A 25,334-nucleotide genomic window follows, 5' to 3' on the forward strand; every position below is an offset into this window, starting at 1 on the left:
TAACTCAGTATAAATACTAAATATCTCCGAAAAAGAATGTAGAGACATTTCATGGAACGTCTTTACGAGAGTTCCGAAAAACGCATATTTAATTTCTACAGATATCTACTACAAACAGCAGTAAAAGCACACTTTGTAGCCGAGAGTTATTCCGGTTAAGCTTAGTCTGTAAAACACAAGATATAGTAATTTTGTACTAGAATCATACTCAACTAATTTATGATTGTCAAGACAGAATTTAACTCATTTCGGATAAATCGGGATAAATATGCAAAGTCACCAAAAATACTTTGTCGCTAGTAGACAATGTGATTTATAGTATAGTTATTTTGTTATATACAGCACAATCTACCAAAAATAGATACACTCGAAATAAATGTGGATTGTCGGCAGTTCAAGGATTATCGATATCAAATATAGTTTCAAAACCCTGTGTTATCAATGTATACCAGCGAATTAACTAAGTATTCTGCCAAAACGGATCTTGGACAAACCAGCCGCATTCTCGTAGTGGAAGATGAAGAACTCATCCGGGAAATGCTTGTTGTGGCCTTAGAAGAAGAAGGGTATGGAGTGATCACTGCTACTGATGGACGAGCAGCTATAGAATACCTCAAAAGCTGCGAACCCAATTCTGGAGAATTACCCTTTGATTTGGTGCTTTTAGATTTGATGCTGCCGCAAATTAATGGGCTGGATATCTGTCGTCTGTTGCGTCATCAAGGCAACTCTGTCCCAATTTTGATGTTAAGTGCCAAAGGTGGTGAAACTGACCGGGTGCTGGGTTTAGAAGTGGGAGCAGATGACTACCTGACTAAACCATTTAGTATGAGGGAATTGGTGGCTCGCTGTCGCGCTTTACTGCGCCGTCAACAACGTTTAAGTATTGTGCCGCAAATTCCAGTACTAAAGTATAAGGAGATTAGCTTAAATCCTCAAGAGTGCCGGGTGCTGGTTCGTGGCCAAGAGGTAAATCTATCACCTAAAGAATTCCGCTTACTGGAACTGTTTATGAGTTATGCTCGCCGGGTATGGTCACGAGAGCAACTACTAGATCAGGTTTGGGGTCCAGATTTTGTCGGTGATAGCAAAACTGTGGATGTTCATATCCGCTGGTTACGGGAAAAGCTAGAGGAAGACCCCAGTCATCCAGAATATATTGTGACTGTGAGAGGTTTTGGCTATCGGTTTGGCTAATTGTTGAGGATAGTTGTTAGTTTTTAGTAGTTATATAGAAACTAACTACTCAAATGCTTTTATTAGGATTTTTTCTGGGTTTAGTGGTCGGTATTGGATTCTTGTTGTGGCAACAGGTGCAAATGAACGGCTATTTGGAGCAAGTACTCCAGCCGTTAAGTTCCCGTTCTGGTAGGATAGGGTTGCCTTTGTTACCACGCTTACGGCAAGAAATGTCAATGGTGAAGCGACAAAGGCAAGATTTGCAGTTGTCGTTGGAAACTTACAAGGAATTACTAGATTTTGCACCTCTAGGATATTTGCAAGTAGATGAAGAAAATCAATTGCTATGGTGTAATCAACAGGCGCGGGAGATCTTGCATCTGCAAAGGTGGCAACCAGGACAGATACGTTTGTTGTTAGAGTTGGTAAGGTCTTATGAACTTGATCAGTTAATTGAACAAACTCGTGATTGGCAAAAGCCGCAAGTGCGAGAATGGGTTTTTCACCCGTCTCGTGAAAATGCTACAGCTATGTTAGAGTTAAAGCCTTTGACTTTACAGGCTTCTAGTTTACCTTTGGTGGCAGGACAAGTGGGGGTATTTTTAGAAAATCGCCAACCGTTGCTAGATATGAATCAGCAGCGCGATCGCTCTTTTTCTGATTTAGCTCATGAATTGAGAACTCCCCTGACTTCTATTCGTTTGGTAGCAGAAACTCTCCAATCCCGCTTAGAACCACCTTTGGATCGTTGGGTTAACCGTTTGATGCAAGAAGTGGATCGGCTGATTAATTTAGTGCAAAGTTGGTTAGAACTGACGCAAATGGAAACAAATTCCACCATGCAATTGCATCTAGAAACAGTGGAAGTGCGATCGCTCATCGCTTCGGTGTGGGAAACTCTAGAACCACTTGCAAAACATCAAAATCTGAATATTTCCTATTCTGGACTCGAAAACATCTACATTCAAGGCGATAAATCTCGTATTTACCAAGTATTTGTCAATTTATTGGATAATAGTATCAAATACAGCCCCCCAGGGACAACTATTTACATTGAAATTAATATTATCTCTGTTAATAAATTGCTCAATAGCAATGCTTTTAGCGATCGCAACTCTCAAATCTTGGAAATTAATATCATTGACTCCGGTATTGGTTTTGCTGCAACTGATTTACCCCATGTGTTTGAGCGATTTTATCGAGGAGATAAAGCCAGACATCATGAGTCACTTCCTCAAGGCCAAACAACAACAGCAATTACTGGTAGTGGCTTGGGTTTAGCGATCGTCCAGCAGATGGTTATCGCCCACGGTGGAGAAATCAAAGCCATGAACCATCCAGAAACAGGTGGCGCTTGGATGCAAATTCATCTACCAAGCATAATGGCAAACTCACCAAAGCAAGATTATAGTTAAAAAAATACAATTTTGAGATTACAAGTGTGAAAGCTGTTATTCATGATTCCAATTCTGAAAAATCACAGCCAGTACGCGCCGTTAGGCGGTTAGAACGCGATGTATTGCGTATGGGAGCTTTGGTAGAACAATCATTTCGCCTCAGTCACCAAGCATTATTTGCCCGCGATTTAACAGCAGCTGAGGAACTCCCCCGATTAGATAAAAAAATTGACCGTTTTTATAGACAAATAGAATCTGACTGTACATCAATCATGACAGTACAAGCACCCACGGCTCAAGATTTACGCTGCCTTAGTGCTTATATGCAATTAGTCAGAGATCTAGAACGCATTGGCGATTACGCCAAGGATTTAGCCAAAATCGCCATTAAAATATTTCCTTATCCACCCCATGACACTCTACCAGAGATTGCATTGATGTCTCATCATGCCCAAGCAATGTTAGCAACCAGCTTAGTGGCTTTAGCCGATTTGGATGAAGTCAGTGGACGGCGTATTAAGTATTTAGATGATGCTGTGGATAACGCTTACGAGCATCTGTATCAGATATTAGCATATCAACGAGATGTTCCAGGGATAATTGAGCCAATTCTGCTCTTAACATTAGCAATTCGTTGTCTAGAACGAATGGCAGATCATGCTACTAATATTGGTCAACGAGTAGCATACATTGTCACAGGTCAACGTTCTTAAGCAGTCAGACAAAATTAAATTCATTGGTAGAGAAAGGAAACAGGAAAATAATCTGTGTAATTCATTTTGCCTGGGTACTTAAGGACTTCCAAAAAACTATGGCTTTCAAGGTGGATAGGGTTTAGCGTGAGAGTTTTTATCGTTTTTAGCTAAAAGCTAACCTATCCTTAAACTTGCACTATTACAGTAAATGGAAGATAACTTAAAAAATATCTTCTATCTAATTACTTATTGAACATTCATCTGTTTATTTGTCAGGATACTTCATTTAAATTCCCTACCCATTTACCCAAAAATGACGTATTCTACTAACCAAACCCTAAGATCTCCTGAGAATAAACAATTTCCCCAACATTTATTTACTCGTCGGTCAGTAATTCCCATCGGCAATGATGTTTTATGGCGTATTGATCGCGGTATAGTTCGTACCTCAACCTGGAATGAAAATGGAGCAGCTATCACCTTAGGATATTGGGGCTTAGGAGATATAGTTGGCCATCCTTTATCCAAAGTCAAACCCTACCAAATTGAATGTTTAACAAGTGTCGAGGCGAGCATTGTTCCTCCTAACATTTGGCATGAAGATATCAACTCTTTGTTATGCCACATTCAACAAGCAGAAGAACTGATAAGCATACTACATCGAAAACCAACTTCCCTCAAATTGTGGCAATTTTTAGTGTGGTTAAGTGAAAAATTTGGTCGTGACTTAGAACAGGGTAAACTAATTGATCTAAATATAACTCATCAGGATATATCAGAGGTACTCAACACAACTAGAGTCACAGTTACACGCCTATTGCAGAAATTTGAAGAAGAAGGAAAAATATTACGTTACAAACGGAGTATAGTTCTGAACTTACCACCCAAGTTAACAAGAGGGCAATTGGATTAGCGGGGTGCATCTCAACTCTGCAAATATAGCGTGAGACTCTTTCCTTCCCTGTGTAATGCTTTGCGAACAAAACACTAATCAAAAGCTTCACTACGTTGCGTATGGCTAACGTTTCTGTCAGAGATACAGAATTAGATAAAGTTTTCAATATCCATATAATTACATTTCATGGCGAATTGGAATTATATTTGTGTTTCATCTGCTGAGGATTCTAAACTATTCAGCTTAACTACAACAGCCACCTCATAAAGATGTTTCCTCCATCCTCCACTTCCCCAGATTTGCACAAACAGAACTATAAGCAGTCAGCTAAAAACTTCTGAAATTCGGACTCTAGAAGTATTAATCTTTGTCGAATATGTCTAATGCCATCTTGTATCCTTCCACATCTTTATAACTTTATTAGAATTTTAGTTTTTTCCATACCCCATACTCCTTACCCTCTGTGGGTTTTATCACCAAACTTAGTTTGATAGGTCAAAAATTAACAAGGGGGGTTGTGCTAACTATGATAAATAATGTATAGTCATTACTGAAACTTTGTGAGTGAATACCCTGAATTGTAACGGGGCTTTATCATCACTTTGATGTTCATTAAGTGTGTGTGTGAGAGTAAGAACATGACAAAACTATTTTGGAATATCCTCAAGGTAAGTCCAGTTATTGCAGCTACATTTTTGTCTGCGAATAGCGCGTTAGCGGCTGAAGTTAACGAACAAGCAACCAGCGTTGCTCAGTTGTCCAAAGAATCAAACAGCATCGGTCAAGTAACTTCCGTTTCTCAATTTTCCGACGTACAACCTACAGACTGGGCGTTTCAAGCTTTGCAGTCTTTGGTTGAGCGTTATGGCTGTATTGCAGGTTATCCCAACGGTACATACCGTGGTAATCGTGCTTTGACCCGGTATGAATTTGCAGCTGGTTTGAATGCCTGCTTAGACCGGGTTAACGAACTGATTGCTACAGCTACCGCTGACATGGTAAACAAAGAAGATTTAGCTACCTTACAGCGTTTACAAGAAGAATTTTCCGCTGAATTAGCAACCCTGCGCGGTCGTGTTGATGCTTTAGAAGCTCGTACTGCTGAATTAGAAGCTAATCAATTCTCCACCACCACCAAACTGAAGGGTGAGGCTATTTTTGCTTTGTCTGGTGCTTTTGGTGACAAAAAAGCTGATGGTAGTGGTGATGACTTACAAGATAATGTAACTTTCTCTGACCGGGTACGCTTAAGCTTAGAAAGCAGCTTTACTGGTACAGACAGGCTACAAGTTCGTCTACAAGCTCGCAATAATATCCAATTTGATGGTGCTAGAACCGGTACGAGTATGACTCGTCTTGGTTTTGATGGCAATAACAACAACAGCGTTGAACTTGACCAGTTGAACTATGCCTTTAACTTTGGTGAAAATATCAGAGTAAAAGTTGACGCTGTCGGTGGAGACTTCTACGACTTCTTCAATAGCTTTAACCCAGATTTCAGTAGCAGTGGTAGCGGTTCTATATCTCGCTATGGTCGTTTCAGCCCCATCTATCGTCATGGTGGCGAAGCTGGTTTACAAGTTCAGTTTAATCCCAAAGGAAAAATTAGCCTTGGCGTTGGTTACTTAGCAAACGAAGCTAATAATCCTAGTGCTGGTAGTGGCTTATTGGATGGTAACTATGCAGCACTGGCTCAATTGGAATTTAAACCCAGCAATAAATTGGGTATTGGCTTGACCTATGTACGTAGCTACTATGGTTCTTCTCAGAACATCTTTGATAGCACCGGTAGTAGTTTTGCTAACAGAGTAGTTAACAATGAACCGGCCTCTTTAAACAACTACGGTGTGCAAGCAAGCTTTAAAGCCACTGACAAAATTACAGTTGGTGGTTGGGGCGGTTATTCTGATGTAAAATCAGAAACTACAAACAAGAGTGCTGATGTTTGGTATTGGGCTGCCACCCTTGGCATAAAAGACTTCGGTAGACAAGGTAACACTTTAGGTCTAATCTTCGGTCAACCACCTAAAGCTACCAGCACTAGCAATATTGCTAATGGAGACGACAACGGTACTTCTTATCATATAGAAGGTCTGTACAAGATGAAGATTTCTGACAACATTCTGATTACACCTGGTTTGTTAGTGATTTTGAATCCTGAACATAACGATAACAGAGACACAATTTACATTGGTACTCTGCGTACCACCTTCAGCTTCTAATTTGAGTAATGGACATCTGGTAAACATTGAATGTGCATTTACTAGAACCCTTGTATAGAAGTTCCATTGAACTTCTATACATTTTTTTCGTTCAGATGTCTAATGAATTAATTATGGCTCTTGTGTTATTTTTATTAAATCTCTGATCCTAATTTTAGCGAAATCTATTTATATCAAATGTTTTAGGTGTTTTTTAGTATTAATTTATCAAATGAAGTCTAGGAGAGCCATTTTTTTCAAGTAAATGCCTATTTAATAAAGCTTTCAACGATTTGGAACTTCGTTTTCTATAAAAAAACTGAAGAACATTAATTTAGTAGTATCAATACCTTTACCAAATTCAAAAAATCCTTTTTTTAGTGTGTGTGAGTAAAAAAATGACAAAATTATTTTGGAATATCCTCAAGGTAAGTCCAGTTATTGCAGCTACATTTTTGTCTGCGAATAGCGCGTTAGCGGCTGAAGTTAACGAACAAGCAACCAGCGTTGCTCAGTTGTCCAAAGAATCAAACAGCATCGGTCAAGTAACTTCCGTTTCTCAATTTTCTGACGTACAACCTACAGACTGGGCGTTTCAAGCTTTGCAGTCTTTGGTTGAGCGTTATGGCTGTATTGCAGGTTATCCCAACGGTACATACCGTGGTAATCGTGCTTTGACCCGATATGAATTTGCAGCTGGTTTGAATGCCTGCTTAGACCGGGTTAACGAACTGATTGCTACAGCTACCGCTGACATGGTAAACAAAGAAGATTTAGCTACCTTACAGCGTTTACAAGAAGAATTTTCTGCTGAATTAGCAACCCTGCGCGGTCGTGTTGATGCTTTAGAAGCTCGTACTGCTGAATTAGAAGCTAATCAATTCTCCACCACCACCAAGCTGAAGGGTGAGGCTATTTTCAGCGTGTCTCAGGCATTTGGTGATAAGCAAGCTGATAATAAAGAAGGTACCAATCCTAATGCTGAATTAGACGGCAACACCACTTTTTCTAACCGGGTGCGCCTGAGCTTAGAAAGTAGCTTCATGGGTACAGATCTGTTGCAAACCCGTTTGGAAGCGAAAAATATCATCGAAAACAATGGCGTTACAGGCACTAACATGACCCGTTTGGGTTATGACGGTAATACTAATAATAGTGTCAGAGTTGACAAACTAAACTACGCTTTCAACTTTGGGGAAAGAATTCGTGTCAAGATTGATGCTGTTGGTGGTGAGTTGAATGAAAACGTCAACGTCTTCAACCCTGATTTTAGAAGCAGTGGTTCAGGCGCTCTCTCCCGTTATGGACGTTTCAGCCCCATCTATCGCCAAGCTAATGACGGTGCAGGTATAACTGTTAACTTTAATCCTCAAGGCCCATTGACTTTAAGTGCAGCTTATTTTGCTACAGGTAGGAATAGTGCTGCTAATCCTGCTGATAAGAACGGGATTTTCGATGGTAATAACACTATTTTCGGGCAGTTAGCTTTCAAGCCAAATAAAGCTTTCAATGTTGGTTTAACCTATGCTCGCACTTATCAGAAAGCCGGTACAACAGACCTGTTTGGCAAAACAGGAAGTTCCTACGCCAATGGTATTGTGAATAATTTCGGCGTTCCTGTTCCTGTTGTATCGGACAACTACGGTTTGCAAGCTACCTTCCAACCAAGTTCTAAATTGACTCTTGGTGGTTGGGTTGGTTACACCACAGCAAACAACCAGGTTGGACCTGAAGATGCAAGCTTTTTTTATTGGGCTACTACCCTGGGTGTGAAAGACTTCGGTAGACAAGGTAACACCTTAGGTCTAATCTTCGGTCAACCTCCTAAAGTTACTGATGTTAGCAATCCTAATAACATTCTTCCTGGTAATTTTACGAAAGAATCTGGTACTTCTTATCATGCAGAGGCTCTCTACAAAATGAAAATTTCCGACAACATTATGATTACCCCCGGTTTGCTAGTAATCTTTAATCCTGAACACAACAATAATAACGACACCATCTATGTAGGTACTCTACGTACTACATTCAGCTTCTAATTTGAATGTTGAGTTAACCTGAGTTCGACATAAGATAATTTGTGGAAAACTCGCCCCCAGTAGGAGTCTCAAACCCTTATTCTCTCGCTCTTAAAAATCATAACTCCGTTCGGCGAAGCCGTGCCGTAGGCATAGGAGAAACTCCGAACTCCTAACTCCTAACACCGAACTCAGGTTGAGTTATTAGCAAAGTAGGCGTTTCTTCTGTCCTACAATTTTAAACCCGCCCAAGGCCGGGTTTTTGTTTGCACATTATTAGCTGTTTATTTGCTAGATTTAACTATTTCGTCGTAAGTCCCTACTGATTTTGAGTACAAAATTCAAGTGAGGGGACTTACTGCTAGTGATTATCTCGTTCCCAGTCTCTGACTGGGAATGCTATCACAGAGGCTCTGCCTCTATCGTCACAGAAAGGTAAAACCTGAGTGTGAGCGTCAATAGGTTTTCTCCTGAAGATAACAAAAGAAACTATCCTACTCAATTCACGTCTTCAGAGATATCGCAAGTTATTGGAACCTACCTTATGAGTCGTCTTATGCGTTGGAAATCTAGCACTGCGGCACTGATGGCAGTGGCAATTACTACGGGTGCAGTTACCCCCTTGTTTGCCTTTGCTCCTGCTCAAGCACAATTCAATCTTAATCAATCTCGAAATACTACTATTCCGGCCAATGTCACCTTACCTGTTACCTATGAAAAAGAGAAGGTAATTGTTAATCCTGGAGAGACATTACCTCTGACTCTGATAATAGCTAACGATATTATCGACAGTAACCGAAATGTTTTGATTCCCGCTAGAACTGAAGTTATCGGAGAATTACAACCAGTCAATTTAAATAGTAGTTATTCGAGAAATAGAGATGATGTAAATAACCAAGGTGTACGCTTTGTAGCGAGAGAATTAGTATTTGCTTCAGGGCAGCGGCAGCAGATTTATGCCAACTCTAGAACTATTACTGAAACTGAAAGAATCTCCCAGGGAAGTAATACTGGACAGATATTAACTGATGCTGCTATTGGTGCAGGTGCTGCTAGTGTGATTGCATTGATTACAGGTAACAAGAGAATTGAGATTTTGGAAACTCTTGGTGGTGGTGCAGCAGGAGCTTTAGCAAGTGTACTAATTCGGAAAAAACAAGCTGATGTCTTTGTTCTACGACCGGAAGATGATTTAGATATCACACTTGTGTCCAATTTAGTGCTTTCTCGTTACTAGACTTAATGTAATTGAAGTTGCAACTTTCATTAATCTAGAATAGCGATCGCCACTCTAAATAATGTGGGCGATCGCTTGCTTTTATATGCTCAGTAATATTTACTGTATTACTAAAGCCCTATGCACCTCTATTCCTAAAGTCCTATTTATTACAATTACCAAAGCTACAGGTAAAACTATTGACAAAATATAAGAAACAGAGGGAACTGTTTAATGTCAAAATTGTCTAGGTAGTTAACAGAACAGTTAACAAAAAGAACACATAATTTTTACAGGGTAAAACCAATGTTAAATTTAAATCGCTTGCAATCACAAACAGCCCTATTGATGGCCTTGAGTGTCACAGTGGGTACTGTAGCACCCTTAATAACAGCTACACCCTCCCTAGCTCAAACTAGTTTTTCAGATGTCTCATCTAACTACTGGGCATCACAATTTATTCAACAATTATCACAACGGGGTGTAATTGCAGGATTTCCTGATGGTACATTCCGTCCAGAAGAACCGGTTACACGCGCTCAATTTGCCGCGATGATTAACAAGGCTTTTAATAAGTCAGCACAACGGCAACCAATCAATTTTAACGACGTACCCACTAATTATTGGGCATACAGTGCCATTAGACAGGCTTACACCATCGGTTTCCTATCTGGATATCCAGGCAATGTTTTCAGACCAAACCAAGCTATTCCCCGCGAACAAGTTTTAGTTTCTCTGGCTAACGGTTTGGAATATGCTGCTACTAGTAATGTTGAAAGCACCTTGGGATACTTCAACGATTCCACTAGTATTTCTGGTTATGCCCGCACCCCCATCGCTGCGGCAACAGAAAGAAAAATTGTAGTCAACTATCCTAACGTTAACTTCCTCAATCCCGGTGTTACTGCTTCTAGGGCGCAGGTAGCAGCTTTTATTTACCAAGCATTGGTGAGTTCTAATCAAGCTACAGCAATTAACTCACCTTATATTGTTGCTCTGCAAACTACTCCGCCACCACTGACATCTATCACCATTCCCCAAGGAACTACTATTCCTGTGAAGTATGAGAAGGCGGAAAAAATTCTTGTCACCAAAGATGAAACTGCACCTTTAACTTTGACAACATCACAAAATGTGATTACCCAAGATGGTGCGGTAGTGATTCCTGCTGGTAGCCAGGTTATAGGTGAACTCAGACCAGCACAGGGTGGTTCTCAATTTGTGGCTCAGAGATTAGTTTTGCCATCCGGTCAACAATATAACATTAGTGCAACTTCTGATGTGATCACCAAAACCGAAACTGTGAGAAAGGGAACTAGCACTAGTTCAATTATCAAAAATACCGTATTGGGTGCAGGAGCAGCAGCGGCGGTATCTGCGGTGACAGGCGATCGCGCTATTGCCACAGAAGAAGTGCTAGGAGGTGCTGGTATTGGGGCGCTAATTGGTCTTTTCTTCGGTAAGAATAGCGTTGATTTAATCACCATTGAACCCAACACCGATTTACAAATGACAATTAATCAAAACCTGTTAATCTCCTTCCAATAACAAATAATGTAGAGACGTTTCATGTAACCTCTCTACAAATATAGCGTTTCCCATTAAGCATGATCTACAAAATTACCCCTCCCCAACACTCCCCTTACCAACGAGAGGGTGGGGTGTATTTCATGAGCTTGGGAATTGCTATGAACATCTCTACTAGCGTTTAACTTCAGGTAGCCAGATAATAAACTTCGTTCCTGGGTTTGCAAGTGAGTTCATGTTTAAGTTAAATGCAGGGCTGAAAACTTCTATTTCACCTTGCATTTGTTCTATTAATTGTTTTGCGATCGCAATTCCTAAACCTGTACCAGGAATTTCTGTTTGTGCTTGTACACCCCGGTAATGTCTTTCACCCAGATGTTCTAAGTCTTCCGGTGGAATACCAGGCCCATTGTCACTAATCGCTATCCCTTGAAAATTAGTTCTTTTTTGCCCTGCTTGAATCCAAATTTTACCGCCGGCGGGGGTATACTTTAAAGCATTATCAATAATATTACTCAAAACTTCTTGTAATGCTTTGATATTAGCTCTTACCAACGGTAAATTTTCAGGAATATCTGCGATCAAATCGAGATTGCGCTCCTGGGCAATAGCTTGAGTCGATATTAATAATGGTATTAATAAATCTGTTAGTGAGCAATCAATTACCTTTTCCCCTGTTCCCGGCAGTAATAGCAGTGGCTTGACATCTTTTTGTACAGATGCTTCCACAACTTGAGATTCTCTGAGAGAAATCGGTTTTAAATCTGCCTCACTGAGGTCAATTACTTGATCAAACTGTTGCAGCAATTCTTGCAAGCGATCGCTCTCTCGGACAATACTAGTTGCTACATCCCGGTTAGTATCTCCCGGTCGCAGTCGCTTAAATAGCAGTTTCCCAAAAGTGCGGATAGCGGTTAAAGGGTTGCGAAACTGGTGCAAAAGATTATCTAACAAATCCCGTTGTGCTTCCTGGAAAATTTGTTGCTGATGTAACTGCTGCTCCAACCAAGCCCGACGTTGATCTAAAATACAAGCGATCGCTATAGTTTGGGCTATCCGTTGAATTTCCCTTTCCTCTCCCTCATCCCAGGTTCTGTCCTCCCTCCCCGTCACCAACAATCCCATCATCACACCCTCATAGATCAGCGGTAAAACAATTTGATTACCACAGAATATCTCTTCATCTTCTAAATTGGGCTGGGCTGAATCTTTATTTGCAGATTCCTGTAAAGGAGTAGGAAGCACTGATCCTGCTGTCAGTAACTTCCCCTGCTGATTTGGTAATCTCAAAACCGAATCAAATTGTATTTGCTTACCTAATGCCGTCTCTGCCAATTGATCCCTTGTCCTTAATACTGAAGTTTCCGGGTAAACAACCACCGGAATTAGTTGGGCCTCACCCGTAGAAGTTTCTACCAATTCCTGCGTTAAATATACAACACTCAAAGACGCTCCCAGTCCTTGGGTTAGCAGCGATATTTGCTCTCGACACAGAGCAATAAAATCAGAACTGGCAGACATTAACATTTTTTGGTTTTTGCTCAGAATTAAGGACTAGTACAAAAAAGCAGGAGACAAGAAAGCAAATTACAGCAGATTGCAGATCAATGAGGCTTCGCCGTGAACGTCAGCCGATAGCTTGCGTGGCGTAGCCATACGGTACAGAATCAGAATTGAAACCTAGATACCAAGCCAGTTTGACTCCTGACTTCTGCTGTATATCAGATTTTTCAGCTTTTTTTAGTAGATAGTTATTTTTTCCTATGCTCCATAGCAGGGAAAATTAGAAAACACACTAAGTTGTTTACTACCTCATTTTATCAAGCTTACCTAAATCTTCTCATTAATGCTTTATTTCCGGGAATGATATTTTTAGTTAAGCATAGCGAAAAGAACTATCCGGTTAAACAGGTTCACTCATTTGTATTAAACAACCTTTCTTCCCTTATAACTGCTGTTTTCTGCCTCCTGACTTCCCACACAACCTAGTAATATTTTTTCTAAAGTTCAAACAGATAAATTTTGTTGTATCAAAACATTAAAAACTATTGATTTTTTAAATTATAACTCATATAATTACGACGGGTTTTGTAGCTATGACTACAATCTTTTAGCTTGAAAGAGGAGGACAATAGGTTGGCAAGGAGACGTAAACGGAAAAGTCGTCGTCGCCAAGAAGGACGACGGATTTTAGAACACGTGCCTCAATATAGCATCGAGAGTGGCGAAGATAAACCTGTGACAGCAGCGAGAAAATTCATTCAAGCTGAGGGTATTTTGCCTCCTGCCTTGCTACTTGTAAAAAGAAACGAACACACCACAGACCGTTATTTCTGGGCTGAAAAAGGTCTGTTTGGCGCTCAATACGTAGAAGAAAATCATTTCTTGTTTCCCAGCCTGCGAGTTTTGGAACCTCCTGCTGGTCAAGAATTAGTGGCTGTGGGCAGTCGCTAACATCTAAAATGATCCTCTTCCGCATTGAATCTGACTTCTGACTCTGACATTAATTAACTGGCAAAATTGCTCAGTTTATGCAAAAATTCAATTTTCTTTAAGTTTGTAGCTGAACTGCCAGTAGAGCTTCTCCAAATTGGAACATCAACTCCTTTGCAGCCGACTCAGTTGCCGGAATTGATATCTAGTATGCTGATGCAGCAGGGAGTAGCAACAGAGATAAACGCATTTACAAGCATTTTAATCGTGTTATTATGATTTGGATTGCCAAGACCCTCTGTCAACCAATCTAAAATTTTCCCTACGACAGAAGTCGTAAGAAAAACTGCCAACACTAGATTTGTTTTGCCTCCTCCCTACTGTTCCGTTTTTTCAACAGTCAGTCAGAAGTCCGCACTTCATCATTAGGTGATTGTCTTAGCAACCAAGATTCAATCAACCATCTCTAACTGTAAAGCCCTCTGTAACTCAGCAAGTTCATCTCGATGGCCAATCACAGTTATTTTACTTGAGGAGTGTTGTTCCCTTTGGATTGATTCCATTTTGAGTGACACTTTCTCAAGTCTTCCAGATTTTTGCCAATAAAATATACCACTTAAAGGTGACAGCAGCACTAAAGAAAATAAAAATGGACTTTGACTAGAAAAAAGTTGAGCTAAAACTAGTGATAGACAAGCAAAGCCAACAGCTGCTAAAAAAGTCAAAAATATAGCTAAAAACCAGCTAGGTCTGACAAACCCTTCAAAAGTCACTTGATTCTTTTCTTTATCTACAGATGTCACACGATAGGATCGGGATAAAAAATACTCCTTCAGTTGGCTCATCAAAGCGGCTTCGTCTTGCTCAGATATTAATTGCGCTCTTTCTATGCGGTCTTTAGTAGAAGCGCGAATAAAAAAGAACAGCCCCACTGATAACAACAAAGTTAGCAGGAAAGTAGATGGCACAATAGCAGTATCCATAATTAATTGTTACTTTTTGACTGGATCAGACTTACTTATTATCAATTATTATTGATGAGGATTGTCAGGATTTTAAGCGTATACAATAATTGTTTTTTAGCAATCCCCAATCCCCAGTCCCCAATCCCCAGTTATTTATGTCACAAAACTCCGAAACCCCATCAACTAATCTCCTAGCGATCGCTAAACATTTTCGCTTGGCAGGTTGGATTAGTCTGTGGATTCAACTAGTACTGGGTGTCATTTCTGGGATTATTGTTTTATTATTTGCCATCTTTAGTCAAAGATCAGGAAGTCCAAATAACAATCCTGGAACTGGATTTGGTGTATTTCTCGCCATTTGTGGACTGGTTGTTTTAGGTGTGGGAATTTACTTAGCCTATCGGTACACCACAATTGGCAAAAAATTACAATCACCCAATCCTAGCAATCGCCCACGTAAACTCGAAACAGTGCAAGTTTTAAGATTGGGGCTATGGGTGAATTTAGGAGGAATACTGGTTACTCTATTAGGAGCGCAAGCGATCGTCGGTACACTGGTAGCCAGGTCAATATCTCCCCAAGCCGTAACTACCCAACTATTCGACCCTACGCGGATTATTAGCGGTTTAGATATGCTCGTAGTTCAAGCAAACACAAACACCATTTCAGCCCACTTTGCAGGACTGGTTGTGTCCCTATTTTTACTAAATCGCATTACCAAGTGAGAATTTCAGAAAGATAATGATATAACAACTTAGAATCGACCGAAAACAACCAATAAATGCTAGATATTAAACAAATTTCTCTTTGTCGTTCCCATACTCTGTATAGGAATGAATTCTAAAAAATTTCTCGTTTTCTCGTTCCCATACTCTGTATGGGAATGAATTATAAAAGGCTCTGCCTTCCTTTTGTGACATATCTAGATAGAGCCTTGTGATAGCATTCCCAATCAAAGGCTGAGAGCGAGATATGGTAAGGATTTGGGTTTAAATTGACAATCATGAGCATTGCGCTAAACCCCTACTATTAACAATTGACAACTAACAACTGACAACCAAAAAATGCTGGATATTAAACAAATTAGAGAAAATCCCCAATTCGTACAAGACAAATTGAACAGTCGTAGTGGTAAATACGACATTCAGCCCATATTAGATTTGAGCCAAAAACAGCGGGAATTAGAAACAAAACGCAATGAACTCCAAGCCCGTAGCAATGAAATTGGTAAACTAGTCGGACAAAAAGTAAAATCTGGTGTTAATCCTCAAGATCCAGAAATTCAAGCTTTAAAGGATGAAGGAAACGCTCTCAAAACCACATTAAGCGAATTAGAACCCCAGGAAAAAGAATTAAAAGCGCAAATTCAAGAATCACTGTTAGCACTTCCTAATTTACCCAGTGATTCTACACCCATTGGTGCAAGTGAAAACGACAACACAGAAGTAAGAAAATGGGGAGATGAATATATACCCCAAAATCAGAATATTGTACCACATTGGGAACTTGGGGAAAAATTGGGTATTCTCAATTTTGAAAGAGCCGTAAAAATTGCCCAAAGTCGGTTTGTGAGTTTGATAGGTGCGGGTGCTGCTTTAGAAAGAGCATTAATTCAATTTATGCTTTCAAAGCATATTGAAAATGGGTATATAGAAATTAGTCCACCGTTGTTAGTAAATACTGATTCCTTAACAGGAACAGGACAATTACCCAAGTTTGCAGAAGAAAGTTTTAAATGTGCAGATGATGAATTGTGGTTAATTCCTACTGCGGAAGTTCCTGTGACTAATTTTTATCGGGGGGAAATTATCAACGCGGAAGAATTACCAATTTATCACTGTGCATATACTCCATGTTTTCGTCGAGAAGCAGGAAGTTATGGACGGGATATGCGGGGTTTAATTCGGTTGCATCAATTCAATAAAGTTGAGTTGGTGAAATTAGTAAAACCGGAAGATTCTTTCGATGAATTAGAGAAATTAGTCGGAAGTGCAGAGAGTATTTTACAGGCTTTAAAATTGCCTTATCGGGTGATTAATTTATGTACTGCTGATTTAGGTTTTGGGGCAACAAAGACTTATGATTTAGAGGTGTGGTTGCCATCTTCTGGGAAATATCGAGAGATTTCTAGTTGTTCTAATTGTGTTGATTTTCAAGCACGAAGGGCGGATATTCGATTTAAGGAAGCTGGTAAGAAAGGGACGCAGTTTGTGCATACTTTGAATGGTTCTGGTTTAGCTGTAGGAAGGACTATGGCGGCAATTTTGGAGAATTATCAGCAACCAGATGGGACGATTAAAGTACCTGAAGTATTGCGATCGTTTTTAGGGAGGGAGGTTTTGTAGTTTAGGGGGGTTGACGACTAAAAACACCGATACATAAAGGGATATACAAATCAATTTTGTATAATCCCTGATTATAGGATTCACATATAATAAAAATTCAGAATTTTTATGAAAATCGGATAAAATATTATCTTGCATATTATCTATGTAAATACTATTATGCCTCAGTTTCAAATAATTATTACTGCAATCTTCTGTATAGCTATTTTTTCCTGTTGGTTAGTTTTTTCAAAAGACTTTAATGTTGGTATTGCTCCTATAGTGGCTATAGGATTCTTATCATTATCATTAGGGTTACTTTTTTGGGTATTTTTAACACCCAGTGGAAAAAACTTTGCTCAAAATTATAACAAAATATGTAACAAAATACAACTAGAAAAGCTAAAAATAGAGAGTAACTATATGGAAATGATGTGTGATTTCAAAAATCTCTCCACATTCCAGCAGGTAGAGGAATGGGATAAGAAAGCGCAAGCCAAAATAGAAGAACTGATTAATATAGCTAATAATCTTGAAACAGAAGTAACTCAAAATAATAAAATTTTAGATTATTTAATAATGGGTATTAAAGAACAATACATAGTATTTTTAGCAAGCATTGTGGAAAAATTACAAGAATTTATAGATTTTACACCTAACTCTCCTAAAGAACAAAAAATACTTCTGAAAGAACTAAAACAACAAAAAAAAGAGTTGCAATTACAAAAACGTGAATTAATAGCTAATATGAGATCAATTCAAGCGGATTCTCGTTCACGTAGTATTTATGCTGGTAGAGATTTTTTAGGTATTTATAATTCTAAACTAGCCGCCCATGAGCGGCGTAGAATTCGCTATCAAAAGGAAAAAGCATTGCGCCCAAGTGAAGATATGAAAGTAGCTATTGATAGGCAAATTTTGCAAATTGATAAAGATATTATTTGGGTTGAGAAATTTTCAGAGTAAACTTGTAGGGTGCGTTAATGAAATGTAACGCACCGTTTTCTATTAATATTTAACTGTCTGAATCAGGATATCCAGGATTAAAGGATTAACAGGATTATATTTGAGTTTGATATTTTGGGATATTTGAATCAGCGCAAGTTCTGAGTATGTAGATGAAGATTAAAAATCATCCTGTACATCCTCAAATCCTGGACATCCTGATTCAGACGAAAAGTGATTAATATAATATAATTACATTATAATCCTAGATGTAAAACTATGACTATTGAACAAGCAGTTCTAGAAAATTTTCGAGAATTACCAGCAGATAAACAACAAGAAGTTTTAGATTTTATTCAATTTCTCAAACATAAATTACCAGCAAAAAAACGCCGTACTCCTCCTGATTCTATCGCTGGTAAAGGTAAAACATTAGGTGATATAGTTAGACCTATTGTCAATGAAGAAGAGTGGGAATATCTCAAATAATAGTCCTTGATACTCATATTTGGTTCTGGTTTATTAATCAACAATTTGATAAATTTCCTACCCATTGGAGAGAAGCTATTGAAACGGCTGACGAAGTAGGTATTTGCGTTATTTCCTGTTATGAAATAGCACTGGCACAACAACGAGGAAGGCTAGAATTACCTTGTACTGCTAATCAATGGTTTCAGGAAGCATTAAAACCAGCAGGTATTACATTGTTTCCCTTGACTGCGGAAATTGCTTGTCGTGCTGTAGATTTATCTCCTGTTCACAAAGATCCATTTGACCGTTTAATTATTGCTACAACACTAGAGTATCAAGCAAAACTAGCCAGTATTGATGGTTTATTTTCTCAATATTCTGAGCTTAATACTTATTTGATGAAATAGATCGCTCATCTTTTAGGGTGCGTTAATGAAATGTAATGCACCGATTTCTATTAATATTTAACTGTCAGAATCAGGATATCCAGGATTAAAGGATTAACAGGATAATATTTGATTTTGAAATTCTGAGATGTTTGAATTAGCGCAATTTTTGAAAATGTAGATAAATATTAAAAATTATCCTGTACATCCTCAAATCCTGGACATCCTGATTCAGACAAAATGCAATTTCTGAAAATATAGATGAATTTTTAAAAAACATCCGGGACATCCTGATTCTGACATATTTAGTATCATTAACATGATCATTTACTAATTGAGTTAACTATGAAAACACTAGACATAAAAGTAACTATAACAAATGATGGTAAATTATTAGTCAATTCTTCTGTAGATATTCCAATGGGAGAATATAACGCTGTGCTTGTATTAAAAGATCGCCCAATTGAACATCATCTGCAAACTTCTGTGCAAAATGCTCAGGCTATTTTTAGAAAATATATTCCTGCTAGTAGAAAACTTTCTGAAGAATTAATTCAGGAACGAAAAGAGGAAAGTTTGAATGAGTGAAGTTGTTGTAGATGCTTCTGCTATTTTAGCTTTACTCAATCAATAAACTGGTAGTGAAGATGTATTTCATTCAAATGCATACCGCTATATCCAATCTTGTGGGATGGGCATGATGCCCGTTCTTTATTGATTAGCGGGCTTTTCGTCCTACACGCACAAGAAATTTTTGTACATTTTTTGATTAGAAGTCTCTTAGTTAACCTTTTTAAGATTTTGATATAAGGGAATGGTGATTATAAATTCTGTACCATTTCCAGGAGAAGAAATACACTGCAATTTTCCCTGATGTTGTTCAGTAATAATTTTATAACTAATAGATAAACCTAAACCCGTTCCTTTACCTATAGGTTTAGTAGTAAAAAAAGGATCAAACAATAGTTTTTTTAATTTCTCTGGGATACCAACACCGTTATCTATAATGCGAATACTTACTTGCTCGTCATTAATTAATTCCGTGTAAATTTGAATCTGGAGTTTCTCTAAACCTACAAAATTCTTGATTTTGCTCTCTTCCAAAGCATCAATTGCATTGGCAAGAATATTCATAAATACTTGATTAAGTTGCCCTGTATAACACTCTACTAGTGGTAAATCAGCGTAGTTTTTAATCACCTCAATTGCTGGACGATTAGATGCGGCTTTGAAACGATTTTCTAAAATCATTAGTGTGCTATCAATACCCTCATGGATATTTACTGCTTTCATTTCTGCCTCATCTAAACGAGAAAAGTTTCGCAGTGAACGTACAATTTCTGTAATTCTTTTAGCACCAATTCCCATTGAAGCCAGCAGCTTAGGAAGGTCTTTAATTAAGAAGTTAATATCTATTGCTTCTGCTTCATCTTCAATTTCTTTGACTGGGTGAGGATAGTGATGCTGATAAAGTTTTAGCAGTCTGAGTAAATCTTGAATGTATTCATTGGCAGGAGTGAGATTACCATAAATAAAGTTAATGGGGTTGTTAATTTCATGGGCCACACCCGCTACTAACTGTCCCAAACTCGACATCTTTTCACTTTGAATCAATTGAGAAGCTAGTTGATGTGCCTCCTGCTGCACCTCTGCTAAAACTTTTTCTAGTTGTTCTTTGGCTGTAGTCAGTTCCTGTTCCCGTTCTTGAATGGTTTCAAAGGATGCTTTAAGTTGTGCTGCCATGCGATTAAATGACAGTTCTAATTGACCAATTTCATCATTGCTAAGAACAGATGCTTGTTTTTTGAGATTTCCTTGAGCAAATTCTTGAACTATTTCGGTAAGTTCAATAACTGGCTGAGAAATAGATTTTGCTACTGCTATAGCTGCCACTATAACTAATATAAGTGTAATAATTCCTAAAAGAATAACAATATTTTGGAGGGTTTTTAAGGGTGTAAATACTTCTGCTACATCCATTTTTACCAAAATTCCTGCATTCAAAGAAGGTAAATATCTCCAGGCACTAATTGTTTCTTGACCCCGGTAATCAATTGTGATGCTATTGCCTTTAATTCCCTGATTTGCTTGATTGAGTGGGTGTGATTTATCGTTGCGAATATTGATATATCTTTGAAAAGCTGCTTTTGGGTCATGTCTAGTTGGAGCAGTAAAAATTATGCGTTCATCAACTAATGAAGCTACAATTATCTCACCTGTTTTGCCTAATCCAGTATAGTCATTGACTACTTTATTAAATTCTTGATTATTCAGTTGCAGCACTACTACACCAATAATCAGATTATTCTTAAAAATAGGAGCAGCAATAAAAGCAGCGGGTTCATTATTAGATATATAATAGGTAAAATTCGATATTTCTACTTGCATTAATGTTTTGGCACGGTCAAATACTTTTGCAAGTTCAGAATTTTTATAATTTTCTTGATAGTAGTTTTTCCCTATTATTTCTTTACTGTTATTTACAGAAAATATAGTATTTCCTGATTGAGAGATTAACAAGATATCAGAATAAGTAAATATATCTAAATAATTAGTAATAGACCGACGATATCTTTTGTCTATCTGCTCATATTCTCTGGCATTAATTCCATTTTCATTAAAAGCTTTTTGATATTTTTCTGTTGCCTCTATTATATTTGACATTTGTGCAATAATTGCCGCATTTTTTTGTTTTTCATTAATATAAAAATCCAAAAATTTTGCTTTACTGTCTGCAATAGACACCAAATTATTATCAACTTCTTTTGTTAAAGAATTCTTGACCATGTAATATTGTATAGAGGTAACTATATTCAGAGGTACTAAGGCAATTAATAAAAACCAAAACAGAAGTTTATTAACAAGTTTTTTATTTTTCAAATCCTTCACTTCCAAATCTTAAAGTATTTTTCTAATTAGTATTAGGATTAGCCCAGTTTCGATTCCAGCCTCGATAAAGATTAGTTATAAATATTTCCCATTCAGCTTTAGAACGAGAGATAGGATAAGGTATGGGACGAATTGGTTTACCTGAATTCCAAACAATTTTAAATTGTCCGTCTGACTGAATTTTCCCAACCCTAACTGTTTTCCAGGTATGTTGGTTATTAGCATCTATGTATACAACTCCTTCCGGTGCATTAAAACTTTGATCTTTGATATATTCCCGAATTATATTGACTTCATCTATACCAGCAGCTTTAACTGCTTGCGCCCACAAATAAACTCCAAAATACCCAGCTTCAATGGGGTCAGATGTAACTCTATTTTTTCCATACTTTTTTTGAAAATTTTGAGTAAATTCACTATTATTAGGATTATTAATAGTTTGAAAATAATTCCAAACTGCATAATCACCAATTACATATTTGTTTGGTAACGATTTCAATTCTTCTTCAGCAATACTAAAGGAAATAGTAGGTATTATATCAGAGCTAATTCCCGCTTGTCGTAAGGTCTTAAAAAAAGCAATATTACTATCACCATTAATTGTATTTAAAATGACATCGGGTTGAGTTTTTAAAATTTTAGCGACGACGTTATTTACTTCATTACTACCCAAAAGTATATATTCTTCTCCTAAAATCTCTCCCTTTAAAGCGGTTACTTGATCTTTGATAATTGCGTTGGCTGTCCGAGGAAAAATATAATCAGAACCAACCAGGAAAAATCGTTTACCTAAATTATCAAAAGACCACTTTACGGCTGGAATAATTTGTTGGTTTGGGGCTGCACCTGTATAAACAATATTTGGCGATTCTTCTAGTCCTTCATACTGAACAGGATAAATCAATAGATGATTGTATATTTCAAATATAGGCTTTACTGTTTTACGACTGGCGGAAGTCCAACAGCCAAAAACTGTAACTACTTTTTCTTTAGTAATCAGGTTTTTAGCTTGTTTCGCAAATGTATTCCAATCGGATTTACCATCAACAATAATTGGTTGAATTTTTCTACCTAAAATACCTCCTTTGGCATTGATTTCTTCAATGGCGAGTAAGGTAGCATCTACCACGGATTTTTCACTAATTGCCATTGTGCCAGTCAGAGAATGAAGAATACCAACTTTAATAGGTTTTTGAGAATTTTGAATTTGGGTATGAGTGAAAAAATATATTGTGAAACCTAATACAAACGCTATTACTAAAAGAATAATTTTTTTATTCATCAGTTTTTTTTAAGCTGTAAACTAACTAGAAAAATCATGAATGATAAATTTATTCACTCCGTTACAGTCAACTTTAAAGATTTTATTTCTAATAATACGTGCATTATTTAGAACGTGCATTACTTAGACAGCTAGGCATACCATATATAATACACTTAATTATACTGTTTATATTATACATCTTGATTTGATTATGTAAGGGTTACACTCAGGTAGTATCCCAGATTTTATTGATCCAAAAGTGCAAAATTATACGAAGACTGGTATTGTATTTAATTATACTTAAGATTGTGTTCTGGAAAGCGCTGCGTTATCAATGATAATTTTAGGCAGAGCCTCTGTCAGGGCATTCCCAGTCGGAGACTGGGAACGAGATAAGGTTTTTACAAGGGTTCACCGAAATCGTAGATGATAAAACCGCCTTGGTGATTACTCAAGGCGGTTCTTCAATTTATACCAGTTGATAATTAATTATGACTTAGGGACTTCCAATTAAAAAAATACCCAAAAATTTCTTGTGGTGCGGGCATCTTGTCCTCAAATCATCAAGGATGGGCATCCTGCCCGTCCCACAAAATCGGGTAATTTATTTTTTGGTGATCCCTTACGCTAGTGTCACATTTAATATCTTTTGCTGGTGCGTCAGATAGAGAAAATCTGTTGTGTGCTATGTTACCGGGTCTGACGCACCCTACAAAGTAAGCCAGTTGCGTAAGTCCTGTTAATAATGTGTGCCTGTTTTGCGGTGGTTGATTGCTGTCACAGCATCAGGTTTGAGTAATTTGCCGTTATCTACGGTTGCATAAACTACCCAATGATCGCCGCATTCCAGGCGCTGGCCAACTGAGCATTCCAGATAGGCTGAAGCTTCGGTGAGGACTGTACAACCGTTGTCGGCTTCTACGGTTTGGAAGTTAGCAAATCTGTCTTCTCCGGGGGCGAAGTTCTTGCGGAAATGCTTCATGTAGTCTATGTGCAGCCCTTCTGGGAGGATATTCAGGGCAAATTTACCCCCAGGATACATAAGTGATTCAACCGCGCGGTCTTTTGCGATCGCAACAGTAATCCCAGGTGGGTTAAAAGTAGCCTGAGAAACCCAAGCCCCCAACATTCCTGTAGAAACTTCTCCTTGCTTGGCTGTAATCACACACACAGAGCCAATAATCCGGCCTACAGCTTGTTCTGTGGGGGTAGAAGCTTGTTGGGGTACACGGATTTTCTTGGCTTTTTTCAAGCCTTGAGCAAAATCTGTACCGATTTCTTCACACAATTTCAAGGTAACTTCATCAGGTTTAAACTTCACTTTCAAAGTGTCAAAGCCAAACCGATAGCCAGCATCTCGCAGTTTACCTTCAACCAAATCTAAAGCTTCACCACTCCAACCATAGGAACCAAACACCCCTGCTAATTTACTATTGTCACCGGTAGAGAGGACAATACCCAAAGCGGTGTGAATAGGTGTGGGTGCATGACCACCAATGGTAGGAGTACCAATAATTAACGCATCAGCTTTTTCTACAGTGGTGCGAATTTCTTCAGGTGGTGCAAATTCACAGTTAATAGATTGAACTGCGACCCCACCTTTAGTTAATCCCAATGCGATCGCCTGTGCTAAAATCGCCGTATTTCCATAAGCTGAAGCGTAGAGTAACGCCACAGATATTTCTCGATTCTTTTGGGCATGACTCCATTCACCATAAGCTTTGGTCAATTCAATTAAACCAGTGCGTACCAAAGGCCCATGACCAACGCCATACATTCTCACTTGCAAATCGGAAATTTTTTCCAACGCTGCTTCTACGTGAGTTGCATTGGGAGCCATTAAGCAATTAAAGTAATAACGCTGGTCTTCTTTAAAGCTTTCTGGATTTTCATCAAATGCTTCATCTCCACAGATATGCGCTCCAAATAATTTATCTGTGTAGAGAATTTGGGTTTGTTGGTCGTAGGTACAAAGCGCTTCTGGCCAACGAGGACTAGGAGTAGGGAAGAATTTTAAAACATGACCCTTACCCAAATCTAAAGTTTCTTTACCGCGCATTACCAAAACTTTGATGTGTTCATCTGGGAAGGCAGCTTTTAAATTAGCAGCACCCAATAGAGAAGAAACAAAAGTAATTTGTGGCGCAAGTTCTAAAAGAGCTTTAAATGTGGGTATGCGGTTGGGACTAAAATGACCCAGAATCACATAATCCAACTTACGGAAATTGACCGTATTCTGCAATGCTTGGATATAAATCTCTGTGAAATTTTCCGCAGGAGGGTCAATCAGTGCAGTTTGATCGGCTTCGATTAAATAGCAATTGGAAGTAGTACCTCTTTCAAGTGCATATTCAATTTCAAACCGTAGACGTGACCAACTACGCGCTCTGAGAACTTTTGTATTTGTAGCAATAGGTAGAATTTGTACGTCCCGTGGTTTGGAATTGCTCATAGATATTTGTTGTGGAGAAAAAACTTGAGAAAACCAATTTTTAGCCGATGCAAAAGCGTTGGAAAATGAATCTGTAA

At 38.3% G+C, this 25,334-nt stretch carries 20 protein-coding genes; 15 read left to right on the top strand and 5 right to left on the bottom strand.

What is annotated here, in order from left to right:
* The first annotated feature begins 441 nt into the window (after window positions 1–441).
* The 8 genes from ACOWPH_RS02185 to ACOWPH_RS02220 all read left to right on the top strand — a co-directional run bounded on the left by ACOWPH_RS02185 (window position 442) and on the right by ACOWPH_RS02220 (window position 11,149).
* On the top strand, window positions 442–1,197 hold the full coding sequence (locus tag ACOWPH_RS02185) for a winged helix-turn-helix domain-containing protein (protein ID WP_015213781.1): 756 nt from the start codon (window positions 442–444) through the stop codon (window positions 1,195–1,197).
* Window positions 1,198–1,250: 53 nt separating this feature from the next.
* Complete coding sequence (locus tag ACOWPH_RS02190) at window positions 1,251–2,594, top strand: sensor histidine kinase (protein WP_015213782.1); 1,344 nt, start codon at window positions 1,251–1,253, stop codon at window positions 2,592–2,594.
* A gap of 26 nt (window positions 2,595–2,620) precedes the next feature.
* A complete protein-coding gene (gene phoU, locus ACOWPH_RS02195; protein ID WP_015213783.1) occupies window positions 2,621–3,289 on the top strand; it encodes a phosphate signaling complex protein PhoU in 669 nt (222 codons plus the stop codon).
* A 295-nt stretch (window positions 3,290–3,584) separates the two neighbouring features.
* Window positions 3,585–4,184, top strand: coding sequence for a Crp/Fnr family transcriptional regulator (locus ACOWPH_RS02200; RefSeq protein WP_015213784.1), 600 nt, complete (start codon window positions 3,585–3,587; stop codon window positions 4,182–4,184).
* 620 nt (window positions 4,185–4,804) lie between these two features.
* On the top strand, window positions 4,805–6,388 hold the full coding sequence (locus ACOWPH_RS02205) for an iron uptake porin (protein ID WP_015213785.1): 1,584 nt from the start codon (window positions 4,805–4,807) through the stop codon (window positions 6,386–6,388).
* 377 nt (window positions 6,389–6,765) lie between these two features.
* Window positions 6,766–8,406, top strand: coding sequence for an iron uptake porin (locus ACOWPH_RS02210; RefSeq protein ID WP_015213786.1), 1,641 nt, complete (start codon window positions 6,766–6,768; stop codon window positions 8,404–8,406).
* Window positions 8,407–8,929: 523 nt separating this feature from the next.
* Window positions 8,930–9,622 (top strand): hypothetical protein, encoded by a 693-nt coding sequence (locus ACOWPH_RS02215; RefSeq protein ID WP_015213787.1) that lies wholly within the window; start codon window positions 8,930–8,932, stop codon window positions 9,620–9,622.
* 285 nt (window positions 9,623–9,907) lie between these two features.
* Window positions 9,908–11,149 carry an S-layer homology domain-containing protein gene (locus ACOWPH_RS02220; protein WP_015213788.1) on the top strand — a complete coding sequence of 414 codons (1,242 nt, stop codon included), beginning with the start codon at window positions 9,908–9,910 and terminating at the stop codon, window positions 11,147–11,149.
* 153 nt (window positions 11,150–11,302) lie between these two features.
* Here ACOWPH_RS02220 and ACOWPH_RS02225 read toward each other — a convergent pair whose 3' ends face one another.
* Window positions 11,303–12,655, bottom strand: a complete 1,353-nt coding sequence (locus ACOWPH_RS02225; RefSeq protein WP_015213789.1) for a GAF domain-containing sensor histidine kinase — start codon at window positions 12,653–12,655, stop codon at window positions 11,303–11,305.
* Between the two features lie 609 nt (window positions 12,656–13,264).
* Here ACOWPH_RS02225 and ACOWPH_RS02230 point away from each other — a divergent pair.
* Window positions 13,265–13,582, top strand: a complete 318-nt coding sequence (locus ACOWPH_RS02230) for a DUF3155 domain-containing protein (RefSeq protein ID WP_015213790.1) — start codon at window positions 13,265–13,267, stop codon at window positions 13,580–13,582.
* Window positions 13,583–14,013: 431 nt separating this feature from the next.
* Here the strand turns inward: ACOWPH_RS02230 and ACOWPH_RS02235 are convergent, their stop codons facing one another.
* Window positions 14,014–14,544 (bottom strand): cofactor assembly of complex C subunit B, encoded by a 531-nt coding sequence (locus ACOWPH_RS02235; protein WP_015213791.1) that lies wholly within the window; start codon window positions 14,542–14,544, stop codon window positions 14,014–14,016.
* 137 nt (window positions 14,545–14,681) lie between these two features.
* Between ACOWPH_RS02235 and ACOWPH_RS02240 the strand changes: the two genes are divergently transcribed.
* The 6 genes from ACOWPH_RS02240 to ACOWPH_RS02265 all read left to right on the top strand — a co-directional run bounded on the left by ACOWPH_RS02240 (window position 14,682) and on the right by ACOWPH_RS02265 (window position 19,240).
* The gene (locus ACOWPH_RS02240; RefSeq protein WP_015213792.1) at window positions 14,682–15,251 is read left to right on the top strand and encodes a DUF3611 family protein; all 570 of its coding nucleotides are present in this window, start codon (window positions 14,682–14,684) and stop codon (window positions 15,249–15,251) included.
* Window positions 15,252–15,590: 339 nt separating this feature from the next.
* Window positions 15,591–16,871, top strand: a complete 1,281-nt coding sequence (gene serS, locus ACOWPH_RS02245) for a serine--tRNA ligase (RefSeq protein WP_015213793.1) — start codon at window positions 15,591–15,593, stop codon at window positions 16,869–16,871.
* 159 nt (window positions 16,872–17,030) lie between these two features.
* Complete coding sequence (locus ACOWPH_RS02250) at window positions 17,031–17,816, top strand: hypothetical protein (protein ID WP_015213795.1); 786 nt, start codon at window positions 17,031–17,033, stop codon at window positions 17,814–17,816.
* 258 nt (window positions 17,817–18,074) lie between these two features.
* Entirely contained in the window at window positions 18,075–18,284 is a 210-nt protein-coding gene (locus ACOWPH_RS02255) for a DUF2281 domain-containing protein (protein WP_015213796.1), read from the top strand.
* Window positions 18,266–18,673 (top strand): type II toxin-antitoxin system VapC family toxin, encoded by a 408-nt coding sequence (locus tag ACOWPH_RS02260; RefSeq protein WP_015213797.1) that lies wholly within the window; start codon window positions 18,266–18,268, stop codon window positions 18,671–18,673. Before ACOWPH_RS02255 ends, ACOWPH_RS02260 begins: the two co-directional genes overlap by 19 nt.
* A gap of 324 nt (window positions 18,674–18,997) precedes the next feature.
* Entirely contained in the window at window positions 18,998–19,240 is a 243-nt protein-coding gene (locus ACOWPH_RS02265) for a hypothetical protein (RefSeq protein WP_015213798.1), read from the top strand.
* 192 nt (window positions 19,241–19,432) lie between these two features.
* Here the strand turns inward: ACOWPH_RS02265 and ACOWPH_RS02270 are convergent, their stop codons facing one another.
* From ACOWPH_RS02270 to ACOWPH_RS02280, 3 genes are all read right to left on the bottom strand, one after another.
* Window positions 19,433–21,541, bottom strand: coding sequence for a sensor histidine kinase (locus ACOWPH_RS02270; protein ID WP_015213799.1), 2,109 nt, complete (start codon window positions 21,539–21,541; stop codon window positions 19,433–19,435).
* A gap of 22 nt (window positions 21,542–21,563) precedes the next feature.
* Window positions 21,564–22,823, bottom strand: a complete 1,260-nt coding sequence (gene urtA, locus ACOWPH_RS02275) for an urea ABC transporter substrate-binding protein (protein WP_015213800.1) — start codon at window positions 22,821–22,823, stop codon at window positions 21,564–21,566.
* A gap of 721 nt (window positions 22,824–23,544) precedes the next feature.
* The gene (locus ACOWPH_RS02280; RefSeq protein WP_042465863.1) at window positions 23,545–25,257 is read right to left on the bottom strand and encodes a diflavin flavoprotein; all 1,713 of its coding nucleotides are present in this window, start codon (window positions 25,255–25,257) and stop codon (window positions 23,545–23,547) included.
* Window positions 25,258–25,334 lie beyond the last annotated feature (77 nt).

The sequence above is a fragment of the Anabaena sp. PCC 7938 genome (assembly GCF_049315035.1).
Classification (GTDB): domain Bacteria; phylum Cyanobacteriota; class Cyanobacteriia; order Cyanobacteriales; family Nostocaceae; genus Anabaena; species Anabaena cylindrica.